At 33.7% G+C, this 17,044-nt stretch carries 9 protein-coding genes and 1 pseudogene; 6 read left to right on the top strand and 4 right to left on the bottom strand.

The window, feature by feature from the left end:
- Window positions 1–91: 91 nt before the first annotated feature.
- From glpK to F5ESL0246_RS07510, 3 genes are all read left to right on the top strand, one after another.
- On the top strand, window positions 92–1,594 hold the full coding sequence (glpK, locus tag F5ESL0246_RS07520) for a glycerol kinase GlpK (RefSeq protein ID WP_122019229.1): 1,503 nt from the start codon (window positions 92–94) through the stop codon (window positions 1,592–1,594).
- Window positions 1,595–1,627: 33 nt separating this feature from the next.
- Window positions 1,628–2,401 carry a tyrosine-protein phosphatase gene (locus F5ESL0246_RS07515; RefSeq protein WP_122019227.1) on the top strand — a complete coding sequence of 258 codons (774 nt, stop codon included), beginning with the start codon at window positions 1,628–1,630 and terminating at the stop codon, window positions 2,399–2,401.
- A 966-nt stretch (window positions 2,402–3,367) separates the two neighbouring features.
- Window positions 3,368–6,274, top strand: coding sequence for a MucBP domain-containing protein (locus tag F5ESL0246_RS07510; protein ID WP_122019225.1), 2,907 nt, complete (start codon window positions 3,368–3,370; stop codon window positions 6,272–6,274).
- 790 nt (window positions 6,275–7,064) lie between these two features.
- Here the strand turns inward: F5ESL0246_RS07510 and F5ESL0246_RS07505 are convergent.
- Entirely contained in the window at window positions 7,065–8,000 is a 936-nt protein-coding gene (locus tag F5ESL0246_RS07505) for a class A sortase (RefSeq protein ID WP_122019222.1), read from the bottom strand.
- A gap of 259 nt (window positions 8,001–8,259) precedes the next feature.
- Between F5ESL0246_RS07505 and F5ESL0246_RS07500 the strand changes: the two genes are divergently transcribed.
- From F5ESL0246_RS07500 to F5ESL0246_RS07490, 3 genes are all read left to right on the top strand, one after another.
- A complete protein-coding gene (locus tag F5ESL0246_RS07500) occupies window positions 8,260–9,150 on the top strand; it encodes a PRD domain-containing protein (protein WP_122019220.1) in 891 nt (296 codons plus the stop codon).
- Between the two features lie 127 nt (window positions 9,151–9,277).
- Window positions 9,278–11,236 carry a beta-glucoside-specific PTS transporter subunit IIABC gene (locus tag F5ESL0246_RS07495; RefSeq protein WP_122019218.1) on the top strand — a complete coding sequence of 653 codons (1,959 nt, stop codon included), beginning with the start codon at window positions 9,278–9,280 and terminating at the stop codon, window positions 11,234–11,236.
- 24 nt (window positions 11,237–11,260) lie between these two features.
- Window positions 11,261–12,706 (top strand): glycoside hydrolase family 1 protein, encoded by a 1,446-nt coding sequence (locus tag F5ESL0246_RS07490; protein ID WP_122019215.1) that lies wholly within the window; start codon window positions 11,261–11,263, stop codon window positions 12,704–12,706.
- A 394-nt stretch (window positions 12,707–13,100) separates the two neighbouring features.
- On the opposite strand, the gene F5ESL0246_RS07485 is transcribed toward F5ESL0246_RS07490, so the two are convergent.
- The 3 genes and pseudogenes from F5ESL0246_RS07485 to F5ESL0246_RS07475 all read right to left on the bottom strand — a co-directional run.
- On the bottom strand, window positions 13,101–14,948 hold the full coding sequence (locus tag F5ESL0246_RS07485) for an ABC transporter ATP-binding protein (RefSeq protein WP_122019213.1): 1,848 nt from the start codon (window positions 14,946–14,948) through the stop codon (window positions 13,101–13,103).
- Window positions 14,945–16,738: an ABC transporter ATP-binding protein gene (locus F5ESL0246_RS07480; protein WP_122019211.1), complete on the bottom strand. Its 1,794-nt coding sequence runs from the start codon at window positions 16,736–16,738 to the stop codon at window positions 14,945–14,947. Before F5ESL0246_RS07480 ends, F5ESL0246_RS07485 begins: the two co-directional genes overlap by 4 nt.
- A gap of 123 nt (window positions 16,739–16,861) precedes the next feature.
- Window positions 16,862–17,044 (bottom strand): annotated as a pseudogene (locus tag F5ESL0246_RS07475) (IS3 family transposase); the annotation flags it as partial.

The following is a 17,044-nucleotide window of genomic DNA, read 5'->3' as shown; positions in this document are numbered from 1 at the left end:
AAAAATAGATCCCATGCTATAATTATTTCTTGTAAAAGTGGGCTTAGGTAGTAAAATTATAGTAAATCGCTTTCTTAAGAAAGGACAATTTATGGCAAAAAATTACATTATGGCAATTGATGAGGGTACTACTTCGACACGGGCGATGATTATAGACCATCAAGGTCATAAGATTGCTTCTTCGCAAACGGAATTTCCGCAGTATTTTCCTCAACCTGGATGGGTTGAGCACAAGGCTGAAGAGATTTGGCATGCAGTACAAACGACAATTGCTAATGCGATTATCAATTCCGGAATTCGTCCTGAACAAATTAAAGGTATTGGAATCACCAACCAAAGAGAAACTACAGTTATTTGGGATAAAAAAACTGGTAAACCTATTTATAATGCAATTGTATGGCAATCACGGCAGACAACCGAATTAGCCGAAAATTTAAAAAATAATGGCTATAGTCAAATGATTCATAAAAAAACAGGATTAATCATTGATCCTTATTTTAGTGCAACCAAAATAAGGTGGATCTTGGATCATGTAGACGGGGCACAGAAACGCGCAGAGCAAGGTGACTTGTTGTTTGGAACTATTGATAGCTGGTTGTTATGGAAGTTGACTGATGGTGCAGTTCATGTGACGGACTATACTAATGCTTCTAGAACAATGCTATTTAATATTCATGATTTACAATGGGATGATGATATTTTGAATTTGCTTAATATTCCTAAAGAAATGCTTCCCAAAGTCAAATCAAATTCTGAAATTTATGGTTATACCAAGTCTTATACTTTTTTTGGTGAGAAAGTTCCAATATGTGGAATTGCAGGCGATCAACAAGCGGCTTTAGTTGGACAGCTGGCATTGAGAAAGGGTATGGTAAAAAACACCTATGGAACAGGTTCATTTATTGTAATGAATACAGGTGAGCAGCCAACCGAATCAGATAATAATTTACTTACAACCATTGCATATGGACTTGATGGTAAAATAACATATGCACTTGAAGGATCGATTTTTGTTTCTGGTAGTGCCATTCAATGGTTACGAGATTCAATGAAAATGATTAAAACGGCAGCAGAGTCGGAGAAAGCGGCTAGTTTATCAAAATCTGAAAATGAGGTTTATGTTGTTCCAGCATTTACAGGACTTGGCGCCCCGTACTGGGATTCAGAAGCTCGAGGTGCCGTATTTGGAGTTACACGTGGAACAAATAGAAATGATTTTATCAAGGCCACGCTCCAATCGTTAGCTTATCAAACTAGAGATGTAGTTGATACAATGCAACTTGATTCCGGAATTCAAATTCCTACCTTGCGTGTCGATGGCGGGGCATCAAATAATGATTATTTATTGCAATTTCAAGCAGACCTCTTAGGAATAAAAATTGAGCGGTCGCAAATGTTGGAAACGACTGCTTTAGGGGCGGCTTTTTTAGCAGGTCTTGCCGTGGGTTATTGGAAAGATGTTGATGAGCTTAAAGATATTTTTGTTGTCGGTAAGACATTTGAAAGTCAAATGGATGATGGCGAACGAAACCGTTTATATCAAGGCTGGAAAAGAGCCGTTAAGGCAACGCAGATTTTTGCTCATGATGAATGAATTTGATATTTGAGTTAAGAAAGAGTGAGTTAATTGGTACATGATCGAATTATTAAATTGGATGGGCCGTTGAATTTTAGAGATGTTGGCGGCTATCAAAATGAAAATGGCCAGAAAGTTAAATGGAATAAAATTTATCGGTCTGATTCGCTTAGTTCATTGACTGCAACTGATCAAACTAAATTAGTTCAATTACGAATTGCAGTTGATTGCGATTTGCGTTCCCAGTACGAGAAAAAATCTTCTCCAGATATACATTGGTCAAATGTTAAATACGTTGATGTGCCAATATATGATGAAAATGAGTCAGGAAGTCAGAGTAACCACCACATTTATCGCTTTCTTCATCACATTCCCAATTTGAATAATAATTTTATTGGTCGAATTTATCAGCAAACATTGCTTAATTCACATAGTCGGGAGATGTTTGCTCAAATATTTACCGAGTTATTGAAACTAAAGCCAGATCAGGCATTGGTCTACCATTGCAGTGCAGGTAAAGACCGAACGGGGATGGTCTCAGCACTAATTTTGATGGCTTTAGGAGTCGGTGACGATACAATTGCTCGCGATTATTTATTAACTAATAAACTCTATGACTTTGCTGTTTCGCGTCAATTGCCCAGCAATGATGAAATTACACAGATGGTCGCTAAGATGAATGTTACTAAAGGCGAAGGTATTGCTATTCGTGGTATTACTGAAACTATTCGTGGTGGCTGGGGCGATTTTGCTACTTTCTTTGAAAAGGAATTAGGATTTAATAGTGCTGATCTGACTCAGTTAAGACAAATGTATTTAGAATAATGATATCTTTTTATGAAAGATAACAAAAGTTTAGGCATTTATAATTCAGATGAATTCATTGTAAATATTTTGGTAGTCGAATCTTATTAAAATGAGAGGAACAATGTTTATCTACCAGATTGCTTTTTTGCTATAGCATGCTTACCACAATCTTGTTAGATAATTCGTTTCTTATTCAGTCTAATGTATATTATGGGAAATTGTCATTAGCACTGGAATAGTGGCAGACATTAACAAAGATATGACCGTTGTTAGTGTGATGACTAAGCATAGTAGACATAATAATCAAGTTTTAAGATTACATGATGGACCTTAGTTTTAACTTAATGAAGCAAATTAAAAGAAAATCAGTAAAAATGAGGTCATGATCTTCAACATTGAGCGACAATTTAAAACAATAAACAATTTCTGATGTGAATCTGAAAAGTGGAATCAACAGTTTTTTAATGTAAAGAAAAACTTATGTTTCTTTTTATCATAATGCGGCGGTAAATTGATAGCTTAAAGAAACTACAAATAATGAATCTTTCTTTTAAACCAGATAAATGTTATTACAATAGTAATTTTAATCTATTTAGTTAACGTAAATAATTTAAAAATAAAATAACTTATTAAAGTATCTATAATCTTTTTTAAAAATTTACTTGTGTAATATATAATTTTGTTATAAATAATATATTGTATTTTGCGTTATAATATTATGATTTTATAGTAATATAATTAACGAATATCTTGTTTGCTTTCCTAACTTATGGGCATGTAAAGAAAAAGATAATTTAAAACAGTTTTGCAGTATTTATAAAAACTACTTACTTACGGCAAACTGTTAAAATAAATAACACTGTAATACATAATTGAATTGTTTATATTTATGGAATTAAAACCGTTTGACACGTAACATAATCATTTTTATAATGAAGAAAAACATATCTATACTAACTTTAATTAAATAAGATTAGTAAACCGATGGTTATTAGAAATGGTCAAATTATGAAAAATGAACAAACAGCTATTATAAAACAATTTTCGCATCTAGGTAAAGTTAACGTTAGTATTGCCGGTGCTGTTTTAAGCGCTGCTTTATTTCTAGCTAATCCCAATGTTAAGGAAATAAAGGCGGATACGGTTACCGATAAAGAAAGCCAAGTCAATGATCATAAAGTTATAGATAATCACGAATCCAGTCAAAATCAAAATAATCAGGTTGCTAAGGTAAAATTGATTGCAGATCAGATTACTACTAATTCTGGCAATAAAGAATCTACTGCTCAACGATTAAGTCAAACTGAACAATCTAAGCAACAACCTCAATTAAACGACAAAAAAGATCATACAAAAATTAGCAGTCAAAGTGAGGAGCCGAGTAATAATACTTGGAATGGTCTAAAAGTAACTTATAATGATCAAACAAAAGCATTAACTATTAATAAAGGTGGAAGTATAACTGATCCTGATCCAATTGCTTCCAATATACCACACTATCAAGATATTGAATCTATCAATATTGCTGATAAAATAAAAATTTGGGGCAAAGCAAATAATTTGTTTGCTAATCTACCAAATTTGAAATCAATTAAAAATCTAGACAACTTAGATACATCACAAGTTACTCATATGACTGGAATGTTTGCTAATGATTCCTCTCTTCAATCTCTTGATTTAAGTTCTCTTGATACCAGCAATTGTGGGGCAATGGATCGGATGTTCAGTAATGATGCTAATCTGACCACACTTGCTTTAAATAAATTTAATACAAGTAAAGTTAAGTACATGCAGTATATGTTTGACGGTGATAGTAGTTTAACTAAATTAGATTTAAGCAACTTTAAAGCTATCGAAACAGTTGATTCAAGTTATATGTTTAGAAATTGTGCTAATTTAACAAATCTTACTTTTGAAGATTTCGGAGGTGAAAAGATTGTCTATTTTATGCATATGTTTGATGGTTGTACTAAATTATCTGAATTAGACTTGAGTAGCTTTGAAAGCAAGGTTGCATCCGATACTAGCTATATGTTTAGTGGATGTACTAATTTAACTAACTTAAAAACTCCCGACATTAACACTAGTCAAGTTGTGTATATGAATTCAATGTTTAAAAATTGTGGAAAACTAGAAAAATTAGACTTGAGCACTTTTAACACAACCTCAGCATTAAGTATGAGTTATATGTTCTACAATGATCTCAGTTTAAAATATTTAAACCTTAGTAGTTTTTCAATGCATCAAGTTATTTATAAAGAGAATATGCTTAGTGGACTTAAAGATTTAGCTGTTTTTGTTCTAGGCAAAGATTCCGTTATTTCAGGAACCGGTTTAGATACACCAAAAGATTGGATTCGTGTCAAAGGCGGTACTATACAACATCCTAAAGGTACAATTAAAATATCCTCTACTAATCTAGCAGCTAACTATAATGGTGAAACAGATGCTGATACCTATGTACATAATAATTTACAATCGTTATATAAGGCGACAATTAATTACATCGATCTGGATAATAATTCGGTACTTGAAGCAGATAAAGTAGATATTGTATCCGGAACTATAATTCAATATAAAGAAAAATACAACCAGATCGTCAATTCTTTAATTTCTAAAGGATATGTACTAAATTCCTCAAAATCAAATTTACCTTTAAATAATGATCAAAACATTTCAATTCCTGATAATGTAACTGGTGACATTACTTATACTGTTGCCTTTAACCATCGAGAAGCTCCTAAACAAGGGAAAGCTGTTACAATTCATTATCAAGATACAACTGGGAATGATTTAATTCAGCCAATTATAATTAATGGTAAAATTGGTGATCCATATACAAGTCAAGAAAAAAAGTTTTCAGATTATCAGTTAAAAGAAGTTAAAGGTAACAAAACCGGTACAATTAGCGACACTGAGCAAAATATTTATTATATTTATGAAAAAATCACCAAGCCAGCTCCTGATCCTTCAATTCCTACTTCCTCTAAGGCGACAATTAATTACATCGATCTAGATAATAATTCGGTACTTGAAGCAGATGAAGTAGATATTGTACCCGGAACTATAATTCAGTATAAAGAAAAATACAATCAAATCGTCAATTCTTTAATTTCTAAAGGATATGTACTAAATTCCTCAAAATCAAATTTACCTTTAAATAATGAGCAAAACATTTCAATTCCTGATAATGTAACTGGTGACATTACTTATACTGTTGCCTTTAACCATCGAGAAGCTCCTAAACAAGGGAAAGCTGTTACAATTCATTATCAAGATACAACTGGGAATGATTTAATTCAACCAATTATAATTAATGGTAAAATTGGTGATCCATATACAAGTCAAGAAAAAAAGTTTTCAGATTATCAGTTAAAAGAAGTTAAAGGTAACAAAACCGGTACAATTAGCGACACCGCACAAAATATTTATTATATTTATGAAAAAATCACCAAGCCAGCTCCTAATCCCTTACAACCTAGTCATAAAAGTCCTATGTCGCCAAATAAATCTGATTTAAATCAGTCATCGGCGCCTGAGAACCGTCACAGTCATCAAACAGAACCAAGTAATGAACAAAAGCAATTGATACTGCCAAATAAGCATCGTCGCAATCTGTCAATATGGGAAAAGCGTGAGCAACAACAATCATCGGAAAAATCAAAGCAAGACCTAGCTAATGCAAGTAACCACCAATTGGTCACAATCCCACGTTTAATGAGCAACAAGTTAACAGTTCCACCGGATGATAAAGTAAATAAAAATTCAATGCTACCGCAAACGGGCAGCAACCAAAAAGAAAAAAACTTGTTTACTTTCAGTGGAATCATTGCTTTATTAATGACACTAATAGGTGGTTTAGGATTTAAACGCAAGAAAAAACAAGATTAATTCATAAATGTTGATCTATAGATACAATTAATCAAGTTAGCCTTTTTAATAAGTATACTTATAAACTTAAATAGTTTCTTTTCATGTCAGTTCTTAAATTTGTTTGATTATTAAAAAATATTGCTGATAGTTAAACTGATGTTTAATTAAGGCTCTGTGATAAAACCTGTTGATAGATATTCCTATGATATCCAATCAATAGGTTTTTTATTTGGATAAAAAAGACATAAGCTTTTCTTTATATTTAAAAATTTGTTAATATCACTCTTCAGATTAATATTGGAAATTACATACGTTTTTTAGTGATGTATTAAATTGTCTCTCAATATTGCGAATTTTGATCACATTTTTACTGACTTTTCTTTTGAGTTGTTTATTATTGGCTATAATTTAATTAATTTTTTATAAGTATAAAATATAAGATTGCAATTAAAATTAATAGCTAATTATGGTTCTCGACTGTTAATTATTTATCAATAATTAAGAAGTTATAGGTAGTTCATGACTATCTACTGAATCACGTCAAATGTAAAAGTAATAATATGTATTTCTTCTTCTTTTTTGTGCAACAATAAACTGTGATATTGGTTTGGAGTGTTAAATCCATAATAATTTTGAATGCCATGTTATTTTGCCTGAAAAATTAGATTATCTAATATAGACTATTATGAATCGATTGTTTGATAGTCTTAATTCATAGATCATAGCCATTACCATTAATTTCGAGCTTAGAATATTGTGGCGTGATGATCTTAGGGGTAAGCAAACTTAATGATGAAAATTTAGTCGATTACCAAATTTTTATAAGTAACCAACTAATGATAATTAGAAAAATAATATTGAATGTGATAATTGAAATTTTAATAAAGGACTGGTTTTGATAGAACTTGGGTTGAGCAGCTGCCCGAGGACAGCTTTTATGAATGACTTTTTTATTTGTTAAAATTAACTTGTTTTGGGCACTATAGGCCTTATTCTTAGATTTAATTAGCTCAGCGATCCTTAGATTGGTTATACTAGCGCTGGCTTGACCGACCAGTTTTCCCTGAGCTACCGTTCGATTAGCACCATAGCCGTATTTTGATGTATTAAAATCAGAACAAGTTATTAATGTGATCATTGGTTTGTTTCTGACATTATTTTCTACTTCAATTTGGTTAGGTTTGATTTCTACAGAAATCTTTTTAATGCGATAAAGATAGATGTTGCGTAAATCTGTGATATAAACAAGATCACCTGGTTTAGTTAAGTGCAGATTATCTAGAACCGCTGCATTGGCTGAACCCATATAATGTCCGGCAAGAACATAATTATTATTCCCTCCCATGGATCGATTAGGAAGGCAAGTAACGACACCATATGATAAATTTTGATTGTTTTTGCCATATCCAGCAAATAGCGGCACATGAATATTAACAGCAGGAATTGAAACCTGCCCAATACTATATGCCTTTTGAGACTGTGATTTAATTAGCTTAACGGTACTAACAGATTCAGTTTTACTGGCATCATAAGTAGTCTTATGCTGTTGATTCTTGCGGATTTTTTGGGCTGTTAGATTGGAGCTAGCTTTTTCGGAATTATTTTTGATAAGATATGCATTACCAATTCCAGAGCCAAAAAATACTAATGTGATACCCAAATAAAAGAGCATCCCCAAGAATAAAACAATAATTGAATTTAAAAAGCGTTGTTTTAACGAATAATTTTGTGTCTTCGTGGTCATTAAAGTAAACCTTTTTTCTATTTGGTGGGAACAAAAAGTAGTAATTAATATTAAAATATATATTTTGCTTAAGTACAAATATTTATAACTAAATAAATGCTGATGAAAAATACGTAAATAAGTATTGAAATCGCTTTAACAATGATGTATAATTTTATAAGTAAATAAGTGTGTTACTGATTCGATCAGGCATGAACCTATGAACAACAAGTTTTTTGTGCTGCTCATAGGTTTTTTTATTGGGACAGGAGTATGCTGAGTGAAATTTCGTAAAAATTTTAACAATAACGCTGCTTTGGTGTCGGATAAATCTGGTGTCGATTGGGTAGTAATTGGTAATGGAATTGGCTTTGGCAAAAAACCGGGTGATGCCATTGACGAAGAAAAAATTACTCGTCGTTTTGTTGCGGTTGAGAAAAATATCAAAATGATTGATAATATCAAAGATATAGATCAACGAACCTTGTCTTTAACATCTATTGTTACTGACCTAGTTTCAAAGCGACTGCAGGTAAAGTTTTCTGATTATCAGTACATGGTTTTAGCTGATCATATTGATTTTATGCTTAAAAGAACTGATGAAGGGTTTGAATTGGGGCCAGACACATTAAGTTGGGAAATGAATAAGCTCTTTCCTAAAGAGTATGGTGTTGCTAAAGATGCATTAAAGCTGATAGAACAAAAAACGAATCTAGCTTTTCCACAATCGGAAGCAGTTTATTTAACCTATCACTTCATTAATGCGGGTTCTAGTCAAACCAAGTTGCAGGATACTGTAAAAATTACCAAACTGATCCGTGGAGTAGTTGAGATAATCGAATATCAGTATGGCATGCAGCTTGATACCGAATCCTTTAATTTCAGTCGGTTTATGACTCATTTGCGTTTATTTATGGTACGGCATCTTTATCCAATTGGTGATGAAGATACTGGTAGTGAACTTGATCATTCTTTGCTTGAATTAATGAAAGTTAAGTACAATAAAGCATATGAGGCAGTTTTAAAGATCGGCACTTATTTATCAAATCAAGCTGGTTGGAAATTGCAACCTGATGATGAGGTTTATTTAACGCTTCATGTTTGGCGAGTTACTCATCGACAAAGTAACAAGCAAGCCAAAAATTCAGGTCAAGGTCCAATCAATAATTAATCAAAGTTTGAACGGTGTGTTACTGTTTACAGGCATTAACCCGAGAACATAAAGAAAATTCTATTGTTGTCTTAACAAGGAGTCTTCTTTGAGTTCGCGGGTTTTTATTTTTTAGATGGAGGAAGATATGGCTTACGAAGAATTAAGTCGAGAAATTATTGCCAACGTTGGTGGTAAGGATAATGTTGCCAGCGTGGTGCATTGTACGACACGTTTGCGTTTCAAATTGAAAGATGAGAAAAAGGCAAATGACGAAAAGATGAAAGCGACTGATGGAGTACTTTCATTAGTTAAATCTGGTGGTCAATATCAAGTTGTTATTGGTAATAACGTTGCTGATGTCTATGATACTTTAATAAAAGTTGGTGGCTTTAGCGATGGTGGCACAGTTAGTGATGATTATGTTGATAACAGCAACATGAGTTTAGCTGATAGATTTATTGATTTAATCTCTGGCATTTTCAATCCAATCTTAGGACCTTTATGTGCAGCTGGAATGATCAAGGGCTTTAATGCTATGTTTCTATCTTTTGGCTGGGTTGCAGCCAATTCAGGAACATACATTATTTTAAATGCAATTGGCGATAGTTTATTCTATTTCTTACCTGTTATTTTGGGGATTTCTGCTGCTAAGAAGTTTGGCATTAATGAATACTTAGGAGCGACAATTGGCGCGGCACTTTGTTATCCAACAATTGTGACCATGGCAAGTAGTAAGACGGCCCTATTTACTGTTTTTAAGGGTACAATTTTACAAGCTCCCGTTCACATGACTTTCTTAGGTATACCTGTAATTTCGATGAATTATACTTCATCAGTTATTCCGATTATTTTATCAATTTGGTTTGCTTCGAAAGTTCAAAAATTGGCTAAGAAGATTATTCCCGATGTTGTTAAAACTTTCTTAGTACCATTTGTCGTTTTATTGATTACAATTCCAATTACTTTCTTAATTATTGGACCGGTGGCTACGTGGCTTGGTAATGCAATTGCAGCTATAGTTAGTGCGCTTTACAACTTTAGTCCAATTTTAGCTGGTATTTTAATGGGTGCTTTCTGGCAAGTCTTTGTGATTTTTGGTGTCCACTGGGGCTTTGTTGCGGTAATGATGACTAACATTGCCGCTATGGGATATGATCCGATTTTAGGATTATCTTTAGCTGCTTCATTTGCGCAAACCGGTGTCGTTTTAGCAATTATTTTCCAAACTAAGAATGAAAAAACTCGTAGTATTGCGATTCCGGCTTTTGTATCTGGTATTTTTGGTGTAACTGAGCCAGCAATTTACGGAGTTACTTTATCGCGTAAAAGACCATTTATTCTTAGTTGTATAGCTTCTGCTATTGGTGGTGGAATGATTGGTTTCTTCGGTACTAAAGTTTACTTAATGGCTGGTATGGGCATCTTCTCAATTCCTGATGCAATTGGAAAAAATGGTGTTGATGGTCGAGTTTACGGCTTAATGATTGCCATGGCCGTTGCGACAGTTCTTGGTTTCATTTTACAAATGCTGTTTGGTAAAAGTAGTGTTGATGAACCACTTGTTGGTGCAACAACTTCTGCTGACGCTGGTACTCAAGCACCGGCTAATGAAAATGGGGCAACAACTAAAACAGCTGTAGTAACATATAATGAGGCAGAAAAGCTGGTTGCTCCGTTAACTGGTCAAGTATTGCCGTTATCTGAAGTTAAAGATGAAGTTTTTGCTAGTGGATCAATGGGTAAAGGTGTAGCGATTGAACCAGCAGAAGGTAAAGTTTGTGCGCCATTTGATTGTCAAGTTATGATGGTATTCCCAACCGGACACGCTATTGGTCTTAAATCGGCCACTGGTGCTGAAGTAATGATTCATATTGGAATGGATACAGTTGAATTAGATGGCAAAGGGTTTACAATCTTAGTTAAGAAGGATCAAACAGTTAAGGCAGGTGAACCTTTAATTGAATTTGATATAGCAGCAATTAAAGAAGCTGGATTCACGGTTACAACACCAATTGTTGTTACAAATTCAAATAATTATCATGATGTAAAGGTACTTGCTAGTGGCGATGTTAACTTCGGCGATGCATTGCTTGATCTAGAATAAGCGGTTAATGAAAGGAGATTTGCTATGGATACTAATAATTTTCCTAAAAACTTTTTATGGGGTGGCGCAACTGCTGCTAACCAACTTGAAGGAGCATATCAAGAAGGTGGTAAGGGGTTATCATTACCTGATGTTTTACCAGGTGGAAAAGATCGAATGAAGATTATTGCTTCTCCTGATTTTGATTTTTCGATTGATCCTAAGCGGGTTTATCCAAACCACGTTGGGATTGATCATTATCATCATTTTAAAGAAGATATTGCTTTATTTGCAGAGATGGGCTTTAAATGCTATCGTTTTTCGATTGCTTGGTCTCGAATTTTTCCCAATGGTGACGAAAAACAACCTAATGAGGATGGTCTTAAGTTTTATGATGCAGTAATTGATGAGTGCTTAAAGAACCATATTGAACCAGTAATTACTATTTCACATTACGAATTACCGCTAAACCTCATTAAGCAATATGGTGGCTGGAAGAACAAAAAATTAATTGAGTTCTTTGAACGCTTTGCGCAAACTGTTTTGACTCGTTATAAAGATAAAGTTAAATACTGGATGACTTTTAATGAAATTAATAGTGCTGCACATTTTCCAATTATGAGCCAAGGATTAACTGTAAGTAATGGCGCTTTAGACAAAAAGAATATTTATCAAGCTTGGCACAATCAATTTGTTGCCAGTTCAAAGGCAGTTAAGATTGGTCATGAATTAAATCCTGCTATGAAGATTGGTTGTATGATTCTGTATGCAACAACTTACAGCTATGATTCAAATCCTAAGAACCAATTAGCAACCTTACAGGACAATCAAGCTAATAATTTCTTCTGTGCTGATGTTCAAGTTCGAGGACATTATCCAGCTTATACTAAGAGCTTACTAGCTCGGCAGGGCGTCAAGCTATCCGATCTTGATTATACAGATGAAGAACTCGCTTTATTAGCTAAATATCCGGTTGATTATATTGGCTTCAGTTATTACATGTCATCTGTTGTTGATGTAACTCATGAAAACCAAGAAACGGCTAACGGCAACTTAATGGGTGGCGTCAAGAACCCATTCTTAAAATCAAGTGATTGGGGCTGGCAAATTGATCCAACTGGTTTAAGAATTGCGCTCAACCAATTATCTGATCGCTATGAAAAGCCACTATTTATTGTTGAAAATGGTTTAGGAGCAGTTGACGAGCCCGATGAAAATCATTATGTAGCTGATGATTATCGAATTGACTATTTGCGCCAACATATTGAGGCAATTTCTGAAGCAATTGATGATGGAGCTGATGTGATGGGATATACGCCATGGGGCTGTATTGACTTAGTCAGTGCATCAACAGGTGAAATGTCTAAACGCTATGGCTTTATCTATGTTGACGAGGATGATGAAGGTAAGGGAACTTTCAACCGTTTCAAGAAGAAGTCATTTGACTGGTATAAACAAGTGATTTCAACTAATGGGGCAGATTTAAGCTAAAGTTATAAGTAACAAAAACGCATTTTCTTAATTTGGGTGTGAATCTCAAAATTAGGACAGATTTTTAAACTTTAATCTAGAACTAGTTTTCGATATTTTATCGGAGCTAGTTCTTTTTCTACTCAAAGTTAAGTATATCAAATAGTTATATAGTACTTCAGGCCGAAGAAGAACAGAGGAAAATTAAAGAATAACAAAAATAAGGCGCATATAAAGGCGGTACTCGTCTTTATATGCGCTTGATTCTCCTAATCCACAAAAAAGATTAGTCTATAACTTCCCCATTTTTCATTTTAACTGCACCGATTTCACAAATTGTAAGAAGAGTTAGTATTTCAAGAATACAAGTCTATCATATTAAAAAATTATTCGATTAACCAATAAATCCTACCACTCACTTTGTTTGCAACTTTTCTTTTTTAATAAAGAATTCGGCTTGAGCGCTATACATCTCGTAGTATAAGCCATGCTTAGCCATTAAGGATTGATGCTGTCCTGATTCAAGAACTTTTCCTTGTTTTAAAACATAAATCTGATCACTTGCACGAGTTGAACTCATGCGGTGCGAAATAAAGAGGGCAGTTTTTCCATGGGTAAGTAGATCAAACTGATCAAATACTTCTGCTTCCGAAATAGGATCAAGTGCTGCTGTTGGCTCGTCCAAAACATAAAATTGACTGTCACGATACACTGCTCGAGCAATAGCAATCTTTTGTTGTTCACCACCTGAAAAGTTTATACCATTTGCATTTAAAGTATTGGAAACTGATGTTTCAATTCCTAAAGGTAATTGTTCAAGGCGCTTTTTTAATCCAGCTTCTACTAAAGCTGACACAGCTTTAGCTTTGTCTTTCTTAACACCAACTGACAGTACATCTGCCAGTGAATCCGCACCTAAAAAGAAGTGCTGAGAAACTACCGCAAAAAAGTGTTGGTAATCGTCAAGAAGAATTTTGTTAATATTTTGTCCATTTAACAAAATTTTTCCACTAGTTGGTTTAATTAAGCGAAGTAGTAATTTGACTAATGTAGTTTTACCACTACCGTTAGGGCCAACTAAAGCCGTTCTGGTATTACTCTTAAAAGTTAAGCAGACATCATTTAATGCCGGCTTTTCTTGTCCAGGGTAGCAATAAGAAACGTGATCAAATTTAATCTCAAAGTATTGACCCGTAATTAATGGTTTAGTCTTAGTCAGCCCTGTCTTTATAATACCCATCGACATAAACTTATGGTACTGTTCCATCGTTTTAAAAGAAGCCATACGATTACCCCAGGAGCTAAATAGCCTACCAAGACTAGCAATTAATAATTGTAAAGTTCCAACTGCTGCAATCAGACTAGCAATATTCAAGGCCTTGCTTCTTAAAATGAATAATCCAAACACAACGTACATTAGACCAATTATAAGATTAGTCAACAGATCCGAATACAAATAAACGCTTAATGCCTTATTTTGAATTTTTTCATCAATGCTAACTCCAGCGATAACTTGTTCTTCAGCTTTATTAAGATAACTGTTAGTAGGATCAAATAAGCGCAAAAGCTTATTAATGCTGATATCTTTAAAGGCATAGTCGAAGTAGTAAGACAATAGACGGTTAAATTTTGTATTAACTTCAAAAAATTGTTGAAAAATCTTACCAGATAGTTTGCCCGCCTTGCTTGATACAAATAATGGTAAAATTACTGCCAAGGCTAACCCTAAGACAAGCCAAAATTTTTCAAACGGTTGAGTCAACTGTTGCCAACATTTCACCAACACTAACATAACAACCGAACCCGAAGTAAATAGAGTAACAATGAAACTAGTAAAATCTTTGACCACGTTCTGAATAAAGGCCTGAAACCCACCAGTAAATTGAAATCCAGACTCAATGTCACTATAAAGTTGACGAAAATTAGCATCCATAAAAGTTTCATAGTCAACTTCTACTAAATGCTTAGAAATTTCCGTTTGCGCGCGAAAGTTCAGTAGCCTACTTTGCCTATCAGTTGCTTCGCTAAGACAATTTGACACCAAATTAATTAAGAACTGTCCAACTAAAAAAAATATGCCAACAGTTAATGCTTGAATAATTTCCCCTGCTAACAAAGTTTGCACTTCGAAGGCAACCATAAAGACCTGCAGAATATTAGCACTACTAGTAACAATTGCCTGAGCTATCTGTAAAGTTAAGATATGTGGTGATAAACTATTGCTCTCCTTCAAAAGCTGTTTGATTTTGCCCCACTCTTTCATACCTTGCCTCCTTCTTGATAGTATTTGGCTTGACTTTGATAAAGGTTATAATATGCTGCGTTATTTTTTAATAAGACCTTATGTTTCCCCAACCCAGCAATTTGTCCGTTTTCCATAAAGCAGACACGATCACTAGCAGCTGTTGAAGCTAAACGGTGCGAAATAAAAATCGTAGTTTTTCCGCGCATTAATTTCGCAATTTGTTCATACAAACTCTTTTCACTAAGTGCATCCAAAGCTGCAGTTGGCTCATCTAAAATCATCATCGGCGCTGACTTATACAATGCTCGAGCCAGCATTAAACTTTCTAGTTCACCACCCGAAAAGTTTTGCCCATTATCCCACACATATTTAGTTAAAGGTGTTTCTAATCCTTTTTCTAGCTGTTTAACTTTAGCTGATAATCCCACTAGTTTAAGTTCATTTTCTGCTCTTACTGGATTTGCTATTGCTTTAACAGATAAGTTATGTAAAATATCTGTTGCCAAAACTGTATTTTCCTGAAACATGGCTGAAAAAAGTCCTAATTGCTGCTGGGTACTCAACTGACTGCTGTCAATTTCTCCAAAATAAATTTTACCCGAAGTTGGTTTTAAATATCCCATTAGTAGCATCATCAAGGTTGTTTTACCGGCTCCATTACGGCCAACAAAAGCAAGATGCTCATGAGCTCTAATTTCTAAGCTAAGGTCTTTAATAATAAGTTTACTTGCTTCATAGCCAAAACATACATGGTCAAACTTAATGTTAAGCTCAGTAGGCAACATTAACTCAGCTGTTTTTTTCTCAGAAATTACCGTTTTCACACTATCAAAGTAACTGCGACCAACATTCAGATCACTATTAGCCGAACGTAAATTTAATTGACTTTGCCAATTACTTTTAATTACTATCTCAATGCTCGCAATTAAACTAAAATAAAAAGTAAACTGGCTAACATTCAATTTTCCTTGCTTAATAGCTAAAAGTAACAAGCAAAAGCTTAATCCAAACCGAACAAAACCAATCAATTGAATTAGATTTTCAGTTTTAACTTTTACATGCGAAATTGCACGCTCACTTGCTTCAATTTTCTTCTGCAAGACACTTATTTTTTGCTCAATTACAGGCGCCATGTGATAAAGACGAATATCATCACTAGCATTTTCATCAAAGCTAATTTTAGTATAGTATTGATACTTAAGCTGCTCGCGATCTATTTGTCCACGCATGGCACGCCGCTTGATTGTAAATTGCTTCAATAGATAATCTGACATTCCTATACTTAACCAAATTAAGATCAACACTAACCAGCTAACTTTAACTGTCAAAAGCGAGACAATAATTAAGGTTAGTAAAGTTGAAACAAAACTACTTAATGCTGGAATAAAAATGCCAACGCCAGTTGTTTCATTTGAAAAAGCATATTGTGTGCTAGTAAAGCGTTCCTGCTGCTTTTCATGAGATAAACTATCAGCAAAATCCTGTGTTAAATATAATTCGGCATCTTTTACAGCCAATCTCATACTTAGCTTTGTATTCTCCCAAAACATCTTTCGATCATACCAACCAGAAAGCCAACTTAAGAATCCGATAATTAAACTTACTATAACTAATAGCAACAATTTGGTTTGTAGTTGATATCTGCTACTAAAAGTCCACACTACCACTGCTGGCAGTGCTGAAGTTAATAAAGTAAGCAATAAATTGATGAAGCTTGCAACTAATGGCCATGAAATCAAGTTGAACTTTTCTTTACCCATAAAGTTGGTAAGCCAGCGTAAGTTATCTAAAACACTATTTTTTTTCATTTACTTAACCCTTTTATAGCAAAAAAATATTATTCCAATTTGAAATTTCTTCATTATTTTGTTCAAAAAAGTAGATAACCAAAAAATGATCTGAACCCTAAAATTAGGACAGATTATTAAACTTTAACTTAGGACTAGTTCCCGATATTTTATCGGGGCTAGTCCTTTTAATTTTATTTTGATTCTTTCATTATTGTAATAATCGATATATTCTCTGATCGCCTGTTCTAATTCAGTTAGATTCTTAAAATTTTTTTCAAACCCATAAAACATTTCTCTTTAAAATGCCAAAGAAGCCTTCCATTA

This window comes from Lactobacillus sp. ESL0246, from assembly GCF_003692965.1.
Lineage (GTDB): Bacteria > Bacillota > Bacilli > Lactobacillales > Lactobacillaceae > Lactobacillus.
Note: the sequence above shows the minus strand (reverse complement) of the source record. Positions and strands in the feature narration are given on the sequence as shown.